Genomic DNA, 16,173 nt, shown 5'->3' with positions numbered 1-16,173 from the left:
GGCGCGGCGTCGTGGACACCCGCTAGCGGATCACCACGACCCGCTTGCCGATCGTCGCGAAGTCCCACAGCGCGCTCCCGTCCGCGCGCGACTCGCGGATGGCGCCCGTCCTGGCGTCCGCCCCCGGTGCCGGCGTCGAGCCGTCCACGGCCGCGCTGAACCCGATCGCCAGCCCCTGCGCGGAGGCGAAGCGGACGACGTGCTCCACGGGGGTGCCGTCGGTGCCGGTGACCTGGTTCGCGCGGGAGGTGACCGCGTAGGCGCCCGGCGACGGGTCGAGGGTGCCGGGCGTCACCGTGAAGGTGCGCAGCACCGTGCCGTCCGCGTCGACCAGCCACACCCGGTCGTCGTCCACCGAGTACACCACCCGTTCACCCCTTCCGGACCCCGACGGCAGCGCGGCCGGCCGGTCGCTGTCGCGGGGCGCCTTGGTCGCGCTGATGCCGGGCGCCAGCGTCGCGCCGGCCGGGTGCGCGAGGTCGGCGGGCACGTGCGCCGCCGCCTGCCAGCCCAGGAAGCCCACGGTCGCCACGGCCGCCGCGGTGAGCCCGGCCACGATCCCCGCACTGCTGCTTGCCACCTGCGCCCACCTCTGCCTCGGCCCGTACGGACGTACCGTGTCGCACGGAATCACCGTGTTTCGCCATGTCGCACGGGTGTGTCGGGATATGTAGGGATTCGGGGCGACGTTAGCAGTCGCCGTGGGTCCCGCCGGGGCGGCGGTGCCGCCGCCCGGGGCGCCGTAGGCTGTTTGCGTGCTCTTGCTCGCTCTGGATACCGCCACCCCCGCCGTCACCGTCGCGCTGCACGACGGGACGGACGTCATCGCCTCGTCGAGCCAGGTGGACGCGCGCCGCCACGGTGAGCTGCTGCTGCCCGCCGTGGACCGCGTCCTCGCCGAGGCCGGCCTCACCCTCGACGCCGTCACCGCGGTCGTCGTCGGCACCGGCCCCGGCCCCTACACCGGGCTGCGCGTCGGCCTGATGACCGCCGACACCTTCGGGCTCGCGCTCGGCGTCCCCGTGTACGGCCTGTGCACGCTCGACGGCCTGGCCTTCGCCTCCGACCTCGCCGCCGGCCAGGGACCGTTCGTCGTGGCGACGGACGCCCGCCGCAAGGAGGTCTACTGGGCGACGTACGCCGACGCGCGCACCCGGCTGACCGACCCGGCCGTGGACCGGCCCGCGGACATCGCCGAGCGAGTGGCCGGACTCCCGGCCGTCGGCGCGGGCGCGCTGCTGTACCCCGACACCTTCCCCCGGGCCCACGAGCCGGAGCACGTCTCCGCCGCGGCCCTGGCCCGGCTGGCCGCCGAGCGGCTGGCGGCCGGCGAGGAACTGCCCCGGCCCCGCCCGCTGTACCTGCGCCGGCCCGACGCCCAGGTCCCCAAGAACTACAAGGTGGTCACCCCCAAGTGACCGAGCCCGTGACTCCTCGCCTGCGCGAGATGCGCTGGTGGGACATCGACCCCGTGCTGGAGCTGGAGAGGGACCTCTTCCCCGAGGACGCCTGGTCCCGGGGCATGTTCTGGTCCGAGCTGGCGCACGCCCGCGGCCCGCGGGCCACCCGGCGGTACGTCGTGGCCGAGGCCGGCGACCGGCTGGTCGGCTACGCGGGCCTCGCCTCCTCCGGCGAGCTGGCCGACGTCCAGACCATCGCCGTCGCCCGCGACCACTGGGGCACCGGGCTCGGCGGGCGCCTGCTCACCGAGCTGCTGCGGGCGGCCACGACCTTCGAGTGCGCCGAGGTCCTGCTCGAGTGCCGGGTCGACAACGTCCGCGCGCAGAAGCTGTACGAGCGGTTCGGCTTCGAGCCGGTCGGCTTCCGGCGCGGCTACTACCAACCGGGCAACGTGGACGCGCTGGTGATGCGCCTGACCGACCCGGCAACCTCCGTGAACGGCGTACAAGGAACCGAGACCCATGGCTGACTCACGGGACGAGCCCCTCGTCCTCGGCATCGAGACCTCCTGCGACGAGACCGGCGTCGGCATCGTGCGTGGCACCACCCTGCTGGCCGACGCCGTCGCCTCCAGCGTCGACGAGCACGCCCGCTTCGGCGGGGTCGTGCCCGAGGTCGCCTCCCGGGCCCACCTGGAGGCGATGGTCCCGACCATCGACCGGGCCCTGAAGGAGGCGGGCGTGTCGGCCCGCGACCTCGACGGCATCGCGGTGACGGCGGGCCCCGGCCTGGCCGGCGCCCTGCTGGTGGGCGTCTCGGCGGCCAAGGCGTACGCCTACGCCCTCGGCAAGCCCCTGTACGGCGTCAACCACCTCGCCTCCCACATCTGCGTGGACCAGCTCGAGCACGGCCCGCTGCCGGAGCCGACGATGGCGCTGCTGGTGTCCGGCGGCCACAGCTCCCTGCTGCTGTCCGCGGACATCACCTCGGACGTGCGCCCGCTCGGCGCGACCATCGACGACGCGGCGGGCGAGGCCTTCGACAAGATCGCGCGCGTGCTGGACCTGGGCTTCCCCGGCGGCCCGGTCATCGACCGCTACGCGCGCGAGGGGGACCCGGGGGCGATCGCCTTCCCGCGCGGCCTGACCGGCCCGCGCGACCCGGTCTACGACTTCTCCTTCTCCGGCCTGAAGACCGCGGTGGCCCGCTGGATCGAGGCGAAGCGGGCGGCGGGCGAGGAGGTCCCCGTCCGTGACGTGGCCGCGTCCTTCCAGGAGGCCGTGGTCGACGTGCTGACCCGCAAGGCCGTGCGCGCCTGCAAGGACGAGGGCGTCGACCACCTGATGATCGGCGGGGGAGTGGCCGCCAACTCCCGGCTGCGGGCCCTGGCCCAGGAGCGCTGCGAGGCGGCCGGCATCCGGCTGCGGGTGCCGCGCCCCAAGCTGTGCACGGACAACGGCGCGATGGTGGCGGCGCTGGGCGCCGAGATGGTCGCCCGGAACCGGTCCGCCTCCGACTGGGACCTGTCGGCCGACTCGTCCCTGCCGGTGACGGACCCGCACGTGCCGGGCCGCGGCCCCGCGCACGACCACGACCACGACCACGTGCACGAGCTCGGCGAGGAGAACCTGTACTCGTGACGGTCGCCCTGATGTGGGAGGCGCGGGCGGTCGACGGACGCGGCGCGGACCTGCTCGCCTGGGCGCGCGCCCAGCACCTCGCCGGGACCCCCCTGCGCCGCGAGACCTTCCGCGCCCCGCAGGACCGCGTCCTGGTCATCACCTGGTGGGACGCGGCCCCCGACGCCGACCTCCCGGAACTGCCCGAGCCGGACGGCGCGCTGGTGAGCCGCCCGGTCCACCGGTGGCGGTTCGAGGCGGTGGACTGAGGCGGTCGGGGGGCGACTCGGGCCAAGGAGCGGAGCGGGGCGGAGCGCGCCCCCGTTGCGGCCGCCGCCCCGCGGCCCGACGGGTGCCGATCCCCGCCCGGTGGCGGAGGTCCTGCCCGGCCGCAGCTCCGGCTCGCCCGCTTCGACCACGGTGACGAAGTCCCCGTGCGAATGTTTCGACGGGCACTTCGAATGTTCCGGGAACCCGAGGCGTCGCCAGGGGTTCGTCAGGACGACGCGCGGGGATACGATCGCGGCCATGAGACCCCCCGAGCCCGCTGAGACGCGGACGACCACAGCGCAGGACCGGTCGGCGACGCCTGCGCAAGAACGATCGGCGCCACGGGCCGAGGGCCGGCCGGCGCAGACCGCCACCCTCGCGGAGATCGCCCGCGAGGCCGGCGTGTCCGCGCCGACTGTTTCGAAAGTGCTCAACGGCCGCGCCGACGTCGCGCCCGCGACCCGGACCCGCGTCGAGGAGCTGCTGCGCGCCCACGGCTACCGGCGCCGGCGCGCCGAGGCCACCCGCTCGCCCCTGCTCGACCTGGTCTTCCACGAGCTGGAGAGCGCCTGGGCGATGGAGGTCATCCGGGGCGTGGAGAACGTGGCGCGCGACGCGGGGCTCAGCGTCGTGCTCAGCGAGAGCGCGGGCCGGCTGACCCCGGGGCGGACCTGGGCCGACCAGGTCGCCGCCCGCCGCCCGCACGGCGTGGTGCTGGTGCTGTCCGGGCTCGACGAGTCCCAGCGCGCGCTGCTCACCAGCCGCTCCATCCCCTTCGTGGTGATGGACCCGGCCGGCGACCCGGGCGCCGACGTGCCCTCGATCGGCGCGACCAACTGGCAGGGCGGCCTGGCCGCCACCCGGCACCTGGTCGATCTCGGCCACCGGCGGATCGGCGCGATCAGCGGGCCGCCGGCGATGATGTGCAGCCGGGCCCGCATCGACGGCTACCGGGCCGCGCTGGAGACCGCCGGGCTGCCGGTCGACCCGGGGCTGATCAAGACGGGCGACTTCCACCACGAGACCGGCTACCGGCTCGGCCGCGAGCTGCTCTCCCGGCCCGACCGCCCCACCGCGGTCTTCGCCGGCAACGACCTCCAGGCGCTCGGGCTGTACGAGGCCGCCCGTGAGCTGGGCCTGCGCATCCCGGAGGACGTCAGCGTGGTCGGCTTCGACGACCTGCCGGTGGCCCGCTGGGTGGGGCCGCCGCTGACGACCGTACGGCAGCCGCTGACCGAGATGGCCGAGGCGGCGGCCCGTCTGGTGCTGGAGCTCGGTCGCGCCGACGAGGCCCCGGCCGCGACCCGGGTGGAACTGGCGACGAGCCTGGTGGTGCGGGCGAGCACGGGGGCGCCGGGGGCCGAGTGAGCGGTAAGGGGCTCGCGTCCGCGCCGGTGCCGGCGGTGTTGGTGGTGGCCGGAAGGTGCCGTATTGACGGCCGGGGCGGGCCCCTCCACACTCCTCCGAGTCAATCGGTTGAACAACCGAAACTTTCGGAGGCACCCGCCATGAGATCCTCCAGCACCCCCCTGCGCACCCGGCTCGCCGCCCTGTGCGCGGGCCTGGCCGCCACGGCGGCCCTGATCGCCGCGGGCGGCAGCAGCGCCCACGCCGCCGACACCCCGCTGCGCGACCTCGCCGCGGCCAAGGGCAAGGTCATCGGCACGGCGGTCACCGGCTCCAAGCTCACCGGCACCTACGGCGACCTCGCCGGCTCCCAGTTCGGCTCGCTGACCCCCGGCAACGCCATGAAGTGGGAGTCGGTGGAGCCGTCCCGGGGGACCTTCAACTGGACCGAGGCCGACCAGATCGTCGCCTTCGCCCAGGCCCACGGCCAGCAGGTGCGCGGCCACACCCTGGTGTGGCACAACCAGAACCCGGGCTGGCTGACCAACGGAAGCTGGACCTCCGCCCAGCTCGGCACCCTGCTGCAGGACCACATCAGCACGGAGGTCGGCCGCTACAAGGGCAAGATCGCCGCCTGGGACGTCGTGAACGAGCCGTTCAACGAGGACGGCACCTACCGCACCGACCTCTGGTACAACGGTCTGGGCGCCGACTACATCGCCGACGCCCTGACCTGGGCCCGCGCCGCCGACCCGGCCGCCAAGCTGTACATCAACGACTACAACGTCGAGGGCGTCAACGCGAAGTCCACGGCGCTGTACACCCTGGTGAAGTCGCTGAAGGAGCGCGGCGTCCCGATCGACGGGGTCGGCCTCCAGGCGCACCTGATCCTCGGCCAGGTGCCCTCCACCCTCCAGCAGAACATCCAGCGCTTCGCCGACCTCGGCGTCGACGTGGCGATCACGGAGCTGGACGTGCGCATGGCGCTGCCCGCCGACAGCGCCGAGCTGGCCCAGCAGGCCGCCGACTACAAGGCGGTGACGGCCGCGTGCGTGGCCGTGACGCGCTGCGTCAACCTCACCGTGTGGGGCTTCGCGGACTCCGACTCCTGGGTGGACAGCACCTTCCCCGGCTACGGGGCCGCGACGCCGTACGACGCGAACTACGCGCCGAAACCGGCCTACTACGCGATCGCGGAAGCCCTCGGCGGCACCACGACCACCCCGCCGACCGGTGCCTGCTCGGCCACGTACAGCGTGGTCAGCCAGTGGAACACCGGGTTCACCGGCCAGGTGCGGATCGCCTGCTCGGGGGCCGCGCTGTCGTCGTGGAAGGCGACGTGGACCTACGGCGCCGGGCAGCAGGTCACCCAGGCGTGGAACGCCGCCTGCACCCAGTCGGGGACGGCCGTCACGTGCACCAACGCCTCTTACAACGGCACCGTCCCGGACGGCGGTTCGGTGACCTTCGGCTTCAACGGCACGTGGAGCGGCGGCAATCCGGTGCCGAGCGTGACGCTGGGCTGAACGTGAGATTCCCGCAAGAAACCGGGACCGGTCCACCGTTCCTCACAGTGTCCTCATCATTCGGACGTACGTTCCTGCTGTGACGCGACGCGAGGAGCAGGGCGACGGCGACGGCGGACACGGCGGGCGGCGAGGCCGGCGGCCGGTCCTGTGGAAGGCCGCCGGCCTGACCCTGGCGGGTGCCCTGGTCCTGGGCCTGGCGGCGGCGGGCTGGGCCTACCGGCACCTCGACGACAACATCACCGGCGTCGACATCGACGACGCGCTCGGCGACGACCGCCCCGCCCGGGCGGTCACCACCCCCTCGGCCCCCGACGCCACCCCGCTGCCGACCGGAGCCGTCACCCTCCTGGTCCTCGGCTCCGACTCGCGCAGCGGCAAGGCGAACAAGGCGCTCGGCGGCGGCGACAGCGGCGGCGCCCGCTCCGACACGGCGATGGTGGTGCACATCGACGCGGGGCGCACGAGCGCGACCGTGGTGAGCATCCCGCGCGACACCCTGGTGACCCGGCCGTCCTGCCCGCTGCCCTCGGGCGGGTCGACGCCGGTCGCGCACGGCGTCATGTTCAACACCGCCTACGAGGTGGGCGGTCCGGTGTGCGCGGTCAAGACCGCCGAGTCGCTCACCGGTGTGCGCATGGACCACTACGTCGAGGTCGACTTCTCGGGGTTCGCCCGGCTCGTCGACGCGCTCGGCGGGGTCACCGTCACCACGGACCAGGACATCGACGACGACGACAGCCACCTGCACCTGGCGGCCGGCACCCACCACCTCGACGGCACGACCGCCCTCGCCCTGGCCCGCACCCGGCACGGCATAGGCGACGGCAGCGACCTCGGGCGCATAGGGCTCCAGCAGAAGCTGGTGAAGGCCCTGCTCGACCAGATCGCCCACGCCGGCCTGCTGACCGACCCGGCCCGGCTGTACCGGGTGGCCGACGCGCTCACCGCCGGCCTCACCACGGACACCGGCCTGGACTCGCTGGGCGAGCTGACGAGGCTGGGCCGGAGCCTGGAGGGCCTCGGGTCCGACGCGGTGACGACGGTGACCATGCCGGTGGTCACGGCTCCCTCCGACCCCAACCGGGTGGTGGCGAAGGAGCCGCAGGCACGCCGGCTGTGGCAGTCGCTGCGGTAGCCCGGGCGGGCGGTTCCGGCCGCCGGAAAAAGTCCCGGGACATCTCCGGGCCCTCGTGTCGATCCCGTCGCGCGCCGATCGACGTAGGTGTGGAAGGCGGGGACGGACCCCGCCGCCGACCCGAGGAGTGACCATGCCGCGCTACCTGTCCCTCGTGAAGATCGACGAGGCGTCCGCCCCCGCCGAGGGCCCGAGTCCCGAGCTGATGCAGCGGATGGGCGAGCTGATCGAGGAGATCACCAAGGCCGGGGTGATGCTCGACACCGCCGGCCTCACGCCGTCCGCGCAGGGCACGCGGGTGCACTGGGAGGGCGGCGAGCTGTCCGTGACGGACGGGCCGTTCACCGAGGCCAAGGAGGTCGTCGGCGGCTACGCGATCATGCAGTGCAAGGACCGGGCCGAGGCCCTGGAGTGGACCAAGCGGTTCCTGAAGGTGCACGAGCCGTTCTGGACGGTGACGTGCGAGGTCCGCGAGATCGCGGAGGGCTGACCTCCGCTTGGCGCGCCGCCGCTCGGGGTGTTCGATGTGGGCTGTGGAACGACAGCCCACCGCAGCCGCCCCCGAGCGCGGCCGGCCCGGTACCGACGACTCGCGCCGGGCCATCGAGACCGTGTTCCGGCTCGAGTCCCCGCGCGTCGTCGCCGCCGCGGCCCGGGTCGTGCGGGACGTCGGCATCGCCGAGGAACTGGCACAGGACGCGCTGGTCGCCGCGCTGGAGCAGTGGCCGCGCGACGGCGTGCCGGACAACCCTGGGGCCTGGCTGACGACCACGGCCCGGCGCCGCGCGGTCGACCTGGTGCGCCGCCGGGAGACCTACGCCCGCAAGCTCGCGGAGCTGGGCCGGGACCTCGACACCGTCCAGCCGTTCGAGGAGCCCGCCGACCCGGACGACATCGACGACGACCTGCTGCGCCTGGTGTTCACGGCCTGCCACCCGGTGCTGTCCGCCGAGGCCCGCACCGCCCTGGTGCTGCGGCTGCTCGGCGGGCTGTCCACGGCCGAGATCGCGCGCGCCTTCCTGGTGCCGGAGCCGACCGTCGCCCAGCGCATCGTCCGCGCCAAGCGCACCCTCGCCCGGCGCAACGTCGCCTTCGAGGTGCCCTACGGCCCCGACCGCGAGGCCCGCCTGGGCTCGGTCCTGGACGTCATCTACCTGATCTTCAACGAGGGGTACGCGGCGACGGCCGGCGACGACTGGCTGCGCCCGGCGCTGTGCGAGGACGCCCTGCGGCTGGCCCGCCGGCTGCAGGGCCTGATGCCGAAGGAACCCGAGGTGCACGCCCTGGCGTCGCTGCTGGAGTTCCAGGCGTCGCGCACCCCGGCACGCACCGACCCGGACGGCAGGCCGGTCCTGCTCCGGGACCAGAACCGCAGCCGCTGGAACCGCATGCTCATCACCCGCGGCATCACGGCCCTCGCCCGCGCCGAGTCGGCCGGCTCCGGCCCGCCCGGCCCGTACGCGCTCCAGGCGGCCATCGCCGCGTGCCACGCGCACGCGTACACCTACGCGGAGACGGACTGGCGCACCATCGCCACCCTGTACGGCCTGCTCGCGGTCCGCTCCCCGTCCCCGGTGGTCGAGCTCAACCGCGCGGTGGCCGTGTCGATGGCCGAGGGCCCGGCCGAGGCCCTGGCCCTGGTCGACGCCCTCGCCGGGGAACCGGCCCTGCGCGACTACCACCTGCTGCCCAGCGTCCGCGGCGACCTGCTGACCCGCCTCGGCCGCACGGCGGAGGCCCGCGCGGAACTCGAACGCGCGGCGGCCCTCACGTCCAACACCCGCGAACGCGACCTGCTGCTGGAACGGCTGAGGAACCTGGACGACGGGTCCTGAGCGGCCCGGGAGTCCGGCGGACTCAGACCGCGGCCGGCGCGCCGATCAGCATCGTCGGGGCGCCCGCCACGCGCGTGAGGAACACCGTCGCCGCGTTCGGGCCCTGCGGCTTGACCTTGCGGCGCAGCTCCTCCGGCTCCACCGCCGAACCCCGCTTCTTCACGGTGAGCACGCCCACCCCGCGCTCGCGGAGCAGGGCCTTGAGCTTCTTGACGTTGAAGGGGAGCTGGTCGGTGATCTCGTACGCGGTGGCGTACGGCGTGGGGCGCAGGGTGTCGGCGGTGACGTACGCGATGGTCGCGTCGAGCAGGCCGCCGTCCACTTCCGCGGCCACGTCGGCGACCAGGTGGGCGCGGATGACGGCGCCGTCGGGCTCGTAGAGGTAGCGGCCGAGGGGGCGGACCTGTGGGTCGGGCAGGCCGGCGCCGCGCAGGGCGCGCGGGCCCGGCAGCAGGGTCGCGCGGACGGCGCCGGGCTCGGTGCCGAACCACAGCACCGCCTCCTTCACGTCCCCGTGGTCCGAGATCCACTCGGCCTCGGCGTCGGCCGGGACCGCCTCGTGCGGGACGCCGGGCGCGATCTTCAGCGCGGCGACCCGGGCCGTGCGGGCCGCCGCGACCGCCCAGGACAGCGGCGGCGAGTACGCCTCCGGGTCGAAGATCCGGCCGCGTCCGCCGCGCCGGGCGGGGTCGACGAAGACCGCGTCGTGACCGGAGGTGTCGACCTGCGTGACGTCGGCCTCGCGCACCTCGATCAGGCCGCCGAGGCCGAGCGCGTCCGCGTTGGCCCGCGCGGTCGCCGCCGTCGCCGGGTCGCGGTCCACCGCGAGGACCCGGATGCCGGCGCGGGCGAGCGCGATCGCGTCCCCGCCGATGCCGCAGCACAGGTCGGCCACCGACGTCACGCCCAGCTCCTTCAGCCGCGCGGCGCGGTACGCGGCCACGCTCGCCCGGGTCGACTGCTCGACCCCGTTGGGCGTGAAGAACATCCGGTGCGCGTCCTCGGCGCCGAACTTCGCCACCGCCCGCTGCCGCAGCCGGGCCTGGGCGAGGGCCGCCGAGACCAGCGGGGCGGGGTGGTCGCGGCGCAGCCGGGTGGCGACGGCGAGTTCGTCGGCGGGCGCGGTGCCGCGCACCTCGTCGAGGAGGGCCCGGCCCTCGGGGGTCAGCAGGGGAGCGAGGTCGTTCACCGGCTCATTGTGGGCCAGTCGGAGGACCGTGCGCCGCCTGCCGCGGTGTCGGGCCGGCTTCCCCGGCGGCGGCTGGGAAGATCCGGCTCCATGCGAGCAGTCGTACAAAACGATGAAAAGCGGAGGGGGGAGTCCGTGGGGCGCCCTGGGGCCGGCGCGCGGCGCGTCCTGCTGCTGCTGGCCCTCCTCGCCCTCGTCCCGGCCGGCTGCGGGCGCACCGGCGACCACGCCACGGGCGGCGATCCCGCGGCGGGCCAGCAGCCCGAACAGGCCGGCCCGGCCCGCGCGCTGATGTCGTACGCCGGGAGGCTGCGCGCCGAGCAGGCGGCCCGGGTCGCCGCCGCGAAGCGCTGGGGCCTGCGCCGGGTGCCGCTCCCCGCGCCGGCGCCGCCCGCGCACAAGCCGCACATCACCACCCGCAAGGGCTTCGAGGTCGACGGGCACGAGGAGCTCGGCCTGCCGCCGGTCCTCACCACCGTCCCCACCCGGGACAAGGTCGTCTTCCTCACCATCGACGACGGCGCCGAGAAGGACCCGGCGTTCCTGCGCATGATGAGCGACCTGAAGGTGCCGTACACCGCCTTCCTCTCCGACTTCCTGATCAAGGAGAACTACGGCTACTTCAAGACGATGCAGGCCGCGGGCGTCACCCTGAACAACCACACGCTGCACCACCCCTACCTGCCGGCCCTGTCCTACGCCCGCCAGAAGGACGAGATCTGCGGCATGCAGCGCGTCCTGCAGGAGCGGTACGGCACGCGCCCGACCGTCTTCCGGCCGCCCTACGGCAACTACGACCAGGACACCCTGCGCGCCGCCAGGAGCTGCGGCATCCGGTACGCCGCGCTGTGGGACGAGGAGGTCTTCGTCGACCACTGGGACTACCGCGAGGGCGACCGCGACCTGCACCCCGGCGACATCGTGCTCACCCACTTCCGGGGCCGCAGCGAGTGGAAGGGCACCATGCCCGACATGGTCCGCCGGTTCCTGAACAAGGTCACGGCCAAGGGGTACGCGGTGGCCCGGCTGGAGGACTACCTGTGAGGCCCCGGCGCCTGGTGGCCGCCGCGGCGGCGACCGCACTGCTCGTCCTGGGCGGCTGCGCCCAGTCGGTCGACCCCATCGAACGGCTCGGCAAGAAGGCCGCCGAACGCGTGCACCCGCACGGCGCGGCCGCCGCACCCGCCCACCGGCGCTGGGGCCTGGCCACCCCCTTGGCCCCCGCCCCGCGCCCCGCGCTGCCCGGCGGCCCGTCGCGCTCCGCCCCGCCCCGCGTCGTCGACCGGGTCCCCACCCGCGACCCCGTGGTCTTCCTCACCTACGACGACGGCGCCGAACGCGACCCCCGCTTCGTCCACATGGTCCGTGACCTGCGCCTGCCGGTCAGCGTGTTCCTCACCGACAGCGTGGTCGGCCCGGGCTACGGCCACTTCGCGCGCCTGCGCGCGGTCGGCGCCGCCCTGGAGAACCACACCCTCGACCACGCGGCCCTGCGCGGCCTGCCCTACCCCGGCCAGCGCGCCGAGATCTGCGGCCAGCAGGACAAGCTCCACGCCCGCTTCGGCGTGCGCCCGCGCCTGTTCCGCCCGCCGTACGGCACGTACGACACCACGACCCTGCGCGCCGCCGCCGACTGCGGCATCACGGCCGTCGTCCTGTGGCGCGCCGCCATGGGGCCGGCCGAGCTCACCTTCGCCCACGGCCCGCACCGGCTGCTCCCCGGCGACATCGTCACCGTCGACCCCGACGAGCTGTCCGGCCCGGGACTGCGGGAGCGCACCGCGCGTCTGCTGCGCACCGTCCAGGGGCAGGGGCTCACGGTCGGGCGCCTGGAGGACTACCTCTGACCCGGGCCCCGCGACAGCGCCGTGCGAGGGGTCCGGGGCGCGGACACACCGGCGACGTTGGCACTCCGCTTGACCGAGTGCTAATCGCGGTCATAGTCTCGGCTCTGGCACTCCCCCCGTGAGAGTGCCAACAACGCGACGGGCAGGTCCGGCACCCGCGACGACGGATCGACCTGGTCGCCACCTCAGACAGTTAACCCCGTGAGATCTCCGAAGGGGGAGGTCGGATCGTGACGACCGCCAGCTCCAAGGTTGCCATCAAGCCGCTCGAGGACCGCATCGTGGTCCAGCCGCTGGACGCCGAGCAGACCACGGCCTCTGGCCTGGTCATTCCGGACACCGCGAAGGAGAAGCCCCAGGAGGGCGCCGTCCTCGCCGTGGGCCCGGGCCGCTTCGAGAACGGCGAGCGCCTGCCGCTCGACGTCAAGGTCGGCGACGTCGTCCTGTACAGCAAGTACGGCGGCACCGAGGTGAAGTACAACGGCGAGGAGTACCTCGTCCTCTCGGCTCGCGACGTCCTCGCGATCATCGAGAAGTAGTTCACCCCGCTTCCTCGTGAAGCGCCTTTGCTCGATCTGCGCCCCTGGCCCCCGCGACCATTAATCAGCCGGGCGCCGGGGGCGCGGCTCATTACACCCGATTTTTCCGCCCAAGTTTCCGAGAGGGCTCCCGCTGTCATGGCGAAGATCCTGAAGTTCGACGAGGACGCCCGTCGCGCCCTCGAGCGCGGCGTCAACAAGCTGGCCGACACGGTCAAGGTGACGATCGGCCCCAAGGGCCGCAACGTCGTCATCGACAAGAAGTTCGGCGCCCCCACCATCACCAACGACGGTGTCACGATCGCCCGTGAGGTCGAGATCGAGGACCCGTACGAGAACCTCGGCGCCCAGCTGGTGAAGGAGGTGGCGACCAAGACCAACGACATCGCGGGTGACGGCACCACCACCGCCACCGTGCTCGCCCAGGCGCTGGTGCGCGAGGGCCTGAAGAACGTCGCCGCCGGTGCCTCCCCGGCCGCCCTGAAGAAGGGCATCGACGCCGCGGTCAAGGCGGTCTCCGAGGACCTGCTCGCCTCGGCCCGCCCGATCGACGAGAAGTCCGACATCGCCGCCGTCGCCGCGCTGTCCGCCCAGGACCAGCAGGTCGGCGAGCTCATCGCCGAGGCGATGGACAAGGTCGGCAAGGACGGTGTCATCACCGTCGAGGAGTCCAACACCTTCGGCCTGGAGCTGGACTTCACCGAGGGCATGGCCTTCGACAAGGGCTACCTGTCGCCGTACTTCGTGACGGACCAGGAGCGCATGGAGGCCGTCCTGGAGGACCCCTACATCCTCATCAACCAGGGCAAGATCTCCTCCATCGCCGACCTGCTGCCGCTGCTGGAGAAGGTCATCCAGACCAACTCCTCCAAGCCGCTGCTGATCATCGCCGAGGACGTCGAGGGCGAGGCCCTGTCGACCCTGGTCGTCAACAAGATCCGCGGCACCTTCAACGCGGTGGCCGTCAAGGCCCCGGGCTTCGGTGACCGCCGCAAGGCGATGCTGCAGGACATGGCCGTCCTGACCGGCGCCACCGTCATCTCCGAGGAGGTCGGCCTCAAGCTCGACCAGGTCGGCATCGACGTGCTCGGCTCCGCCCGCCGCGTCACCGTCACCAAGGACGACACCACCCTCGTCGACGGCGGCGGCAACTCCGCGGACGTCCAGGGCCGCGTCGCGCAGATCAAGGCCGAGATCGAGAACACCGACTCCGACTGGGACCGCGAGAAGCTCCAGGAGCGCCTCGCGAAGCTGGCCGGCGGCGTGTGCGTGATCAAGGTCGGCGCCGCCACCGAGGTGGAGCTGAAGGAGAAGAAGCACCGTCTGGAGGACGCCATCTCCGCGACCCGCGCCGCGGTCGAGGAGGGCATCGTCTCCGGTGGTGGCTCCGCCCTGGTCCACGCCGTCAAGGTCCTCGAGGGCAACCTCGACAAGACCGGCGACGAGGCCACCGGCGTCTCCGTGGTCCGCAAGGCCGCCGTCGAGCCGCTGCGCTGGATCGCCGAGAACGCGGGCCTCGAGGGCTACGTCATCGTCTCCAAGGTCGCCGAGCTCGAGAAGGGCAGCGGCTACAACGCCGCCACCGGCGAGTACGGCGACCTGATCAAGGCCGGCGTCATCGACCCGGTCAAGGTCACCCGCTCCGCCCTGGAGAACGCCGCCTCCATCGCCTCCCTGCTGCTCACGACCGAGACCCTGGTCGTCGAGAAGAAGGAAGAGGAAGAGCCGGCCGCCGCGGGCCACAGCCACGGGCACGCCCACTGAGCACCGAGCTGAGCTGAGCTGGACCGACAGTGCCCGGCACCCCTCCACGGGGGTGCCGGGCACCGTTCGTTCCCCGGCCCCGGTCACCGCTCCAGCGGCTCCAGCGCCCCCAGTTGCTGCATCAGACCGAGCTGGTCGTGCTGCCACCACAGCTCGGTGATCTTGCCGTCGGTGCCGAAGCCGCACATCGTCATCCCGGTCATGGTGACCCGCTTGCCGGTGGGGGCGATCCCCAGGAAGTCACCGGTGTGGGTGGCGTCCCACGTCCAGCGGGCGCAGGCCCGCCCGGTCTGCGCGACCAGGTCCTCGACCGTGAACGCGAAGTCGAACGCGCCGCGCCACATCCGGAACTCGGCGCGCACCGCGTCCAGCCCGATCGTGGGCCCCGGGTTGACCGGGTCGACGCTGTGGACGTCCTCGTCCAGCAGGTCGTTGAGCGGGGGCAGGTCGCCCGGGGTGGCGAGCACCTCGAAGAACCGCCGCGCGGTGTCCTCGGCGAGCTGCGCGTCGCGCACCACCTCCAGGTCGGTGAACGTCGGCATCTCGTCGCACAGGGCGACCATGCCCCGGAAGATCTCGTCGGTCTCGGGAAGGTTGGAGTTCCGCATCGCCTCCTCGTAGGAGGGGAACTCCACGATCTCGACGACGTGCGACGCGTCCGAGCGGTCCGTGCCGACCACCGCGTGCGTCGCCGTCCGCTTCCCCCTGGTCTTCTCGACCCACTCGTCCATGAGCCGGTTCATCTCGTCCAGCCGGCTCGTCCTGCACTCGATGAGCTGTACGAAGGTCATGGCGCGCCTCCGGTCCCCCGTGGTCGGGTACCGTCGCGCTCATTTTCCCACCGGCGGGCGCAGCCCGCCCGCGGTCACCGGCCGCCCGTCCGGGACGGGCTCACTGCGGCCCGTACTTGCGTCCGGTCCGCGACGACAGACCGCCCAGCATCCCGCGCGGCACCAGCTTCGCCGCGCCCATCAGCGCCTTGTAGCGGGGGTCCGGGATCGACAGCGTCCGCCCGCGGGCCAGGTCGTGCAGCGCGGAGGCGACCACCTTGTCCGCGTCCAGCCACATCCAGCCGGGGATGTTGTCCGTGCCCATCCCGGCCCGCTCGTGGAACTCCGTGCGCACGAACCCGGGGCACAGCGCCATCAGCCGCACGCCGCTGCCCGAAAGGTCCCGCGCCACACCCTGGGTGAACTGCACGACCCACGCCTTGGACGCGCCGTACGTCCCGCGCGGCACGAACGCGGCGACCGACGCGACGTTGACGACGCCCCCGCGCCCGCGGTCCCGCATCGCCTCCGTCGCCGCCGACGTCAGGCGCAGCACCGCCTCGCAGTGCACCTTGAGCATCCGCAGCTCGTCGGCCAGCGAGACCTCGAGGTAACGGCCCTTGTTGCCGAAGCCGGCGTTGTTGACCAGCAGGTCGACCGGGTTGCGCCGGTCGCCGAGCCGGGCGGCGACCGCCTCGATGCCCGCGTCGCCCGCCAGGTCGGCGGTCAGCACCTCCGCCTCGATGCCGTGCCGGTCGTGCAGTTCGGTCGCCTGCTCCCGCAGCCGCTTGATGTCCCGCGCGACGAGCACCAGGTCGTGCCCGTCCGCCGCCAGCCGCCGCGCGAACGCGGCGCCGATGCCCGCGGTCGATCCCGTAATCAGAGCCGTTGTCATGGCAGAAGCGTAGTGACCCGGAGTGCGGGCGTC

The 16,173-nt window shown here is 73.5% G+C and carries 17 protein-coding genes; 13 read left to right on the top strand and 4 right to left on the bottom strand.

What is annotated here, in order from left to right; all coding sequences use genetic code 11:
• Positions 1-22: 22 nt before the first annotated feature.
• On the bottom strand, positions 23-580 hold the full coding sequence (locus E4U92_RS27390; RefSeq protein ID WP_137303134.1) for a hypothetical protein: 558 nt from the start codon (positions 578-580) through the stop codon (positions 23-25).
• 175 nt (positions 581-755) lie between these two features.
• Here E4U92_RS27390 and tsaB point away from each other — a divergent pair, with 175 nt between their 5' ends.
• The 9 genes from tsaB (at position 756) to E4U92_RS27345 (ending at position 9,136) form a co-directional block, all read left to right on the top strand.
• Positions 756-1,418: a tRNA (adenosine(37)-N6)-threonylcarbamoyltransferase complex dimerization subunit type 1 TsaB gene (tsaB, locus tag E4U92_RS27385; RefSeq protein WP_137303133.1), complete on the top strand. Its 663-nt coding sequence runs from the start codon at positions 756-758 to the stop codon at positions 1,416-1,418.
• Entirely contained in the window at positions 1,415-1,930 is a 516-nt protein-coding gene (gene rimI, locus E4U92_RS27380; protein ID WP_168725214.1) for a ribosomal protein S18-alanine N-acetyltransferase, read from the top strand. The genes tsaB and rimI overlap by 4 nt, the downstream gene beginning before the upstream one ends.
• Positions 1,923-3,041 carry a tRNA (adenosine(37)-N6)-threonylcarbamoyltransferase complex transferase subunit TsaD gene (gene tsaD, locus E4U92_RS27375; protein ID WP_137303132.1) on the top strand — a complete coding sequence of 373 codons (1,119 nt, stop codon included), beginning with the start codon at positions 1,923-1,925 and terminating at the stop codon, positions 3,039-3,041. The genes rimI and tsaD overlap by 8 nt, the downstream gene beginning before the upstream one ends.
• Positions 3,038-3,289 (top strand): hypothetical protein, encoded by a 252-nt coding sequence (locus E4U92_RS27370; RefSeq protein WP_137303131.1) that lies wholly within the window; start codon positions 3,038-3,040, stop codon positions 3,287-3,289. The genes tsaD and E4U92_RS27370 overlap by 4 nt, the downstream gene beginning before the upstream one ends.
• Before the next feature lie 259 nt (positions 3,290-3,548).
• Positions 3,549-4,658: a LacI family DNA-binding transcriptional regulator gene (locus E4U92_RS27365; protein ID WP_137303130.1), complete on the top strand. Its 1,110-nt coding sequence runs from the start codon at positions 3,549-3,551 to the stop codon at positions 4,656-4,658.
• 140 nt (positions 4,659-4,798) lie between these two features.
• Complete coding sequence (locus E4U92_RS27360; protein ID WP_137303129.1) at positions 4,799-6,163, top strand: glycoside hydrolase family 10 protein; 1,365 nt, start codon at positions 4,799-4,801, stop codon at positions 6,161-6,163.
• A 79-nt stretch (positions 6,164-6,242) separates the two neighbouring features.
• Entirely contained in the window at positions 6,243-7,301 is a 1,059-nt protein-coding gene (locus E4U92_RS27355) for an LCP family protein (RefSeq protein WP_373311683.1), read from the top strand.
• 133 nt (positions 7,302-7,434) lie between these two features.
• Complete coding sequence (locus E4U92_RS27350) at positions 7,435-7,791, top strand: YciI family protein (RefSeq protein WP_067240286.1); 357 nt, start codon at positions 7,435-7,437, stop codon at positions 7,789-7,791.
• Between the two features lie 34 nt (positions 7,792-7,825).
• A complete protein-coding gene (locus tag E4U92_RS27345) occupies positions 7,826-9,136 on the top strand; it encodes an RNA polymerase sigma factor (RefSeq protein ID WP_137303128.1) in 1,311 nt (436 codons plus the stop codon).
• 22 nt (positions 9,137-9,158) lie between these two features.
• On the opposite strand, the gene E4U92_RS27340 is transcribed toward E4U92_RS27345, so the two are convergent.
• The gene (locus E4U92_RS27340) at positions 9,159-10,325 is read right to left on the bottom strand and encodes a THUMP-like domain-containing protein (RefSeq protein WP_229863235.1); all 1,167 of its coding nucleotides are present in this window, start codon (positions 10,323-10,325) and stop codon (positions 9,159-9,161) included.
• A 90-nt stretch (positions 10,326-10,415) separates the two neighbouring features.
• Between E4U92_RS27340 and E4U92_RS27335 the strand changes: the two genes are divergently transcribed.
• The 4 genes from E4U92_RS27335 to groL all read left to right on the top strand — a co-directional run bounded on the left by E4U92_RS27335 (position 10,416) and on the right by groL (position 14,475).
• Complete coding sequence (locus tag E4U92_RS27335; protein WP_137303126.1) at positions 10,416-11,369, top strand: polysaccharide deacetylase family protein; 954 nt, start codon at positions 10,416-10,418, stop codon at positions 11,367-11,369.
• Positions 11,366-12,172: a polysaccharide deacetylase family protein gene (locus E4U92_RS27330; RefSeq protein ID WP_137303125.1), complete on the top strand. Its 807-nt coding sequence runs from the start codon at positions 11,366-11,368 to the stop codon at positions 12,170-12,172. Before E4U92_RS27335 ends, E4U92_RS27330 begins: the two co-directional genes overlap by 4 nt.
• Before the next feature lie 230 nt (positions 12,173-12,402).
• Complete coding sequence (groES, locus tag E4U92_RS27325) at positions 12,403-12,711, top strand: co-chaperone GroES (protein ID WP_039652762.1); 309 nt, start codon at positions 12,403-12,405, stop codon at positions 12,709-12,711.
• A 138-nt stretch (positions 12,712-12,849) separates the two neighbouring features.
• Complete coding sequence (gene groL / locus E4U92_RS27320) at positions 12,850-14,475, top strand: chaperonin GroEL (RefSeq protein ID WP_137303124.1); 1,626 nt, start codon at positions 12,850-12,852, stop codon at positions 14,473-14,475.
• Positions 14,476-14,558: 83 nt separating this feature from the next.
• Here groL and E4U92_RS27315 read toward each other — a convergent pair whose 3' ends face one another.
• Together E4U92_RS27315 and E4U92_RS27310 are read right to left on the bottom strand one after the other, a co-directional pair.
• Positions 14,559-15,266 carry an ester cyclase gene (locus E4U92_RS27315; protein WP_137303123.1) on the bottom strand — a complete coding sequence of 236 codons (708 nt, stop codon included), beginning with the start codon at positions 15,264-15,266 and terminating at the stop codon, positions 14,559-14,561.
• A 100-nt stretch (positions 15,267-15,366) separates the two neighbouring features.
• Entirely contained in the window at positions 15,367-16,140 is a 774-nt protein-coding gene (locus tag E4U92_RS27310) for an SDR family NAD(P)-dependent oxidoreductase (RefSeq protein WP_137303122.1), read from the bottom strand.
• Between the last annotated feature and the right edge of the window lie 33 nt (positions 16,141-16,173).

It is taken from the genome of Streptomyces galbus, assembly GCF_005280195.1.
In the GTDB taxonomy this organism is placed as follows: Bacteria; Actinomycetota; Actinomycetes; order Streptomycetales; family Streptomycetaceae; genus Streptomyces; species Streptomyces galbus.
This window is presented reverse-complemented; position numbering and strand designations above follow the sequence as displayed.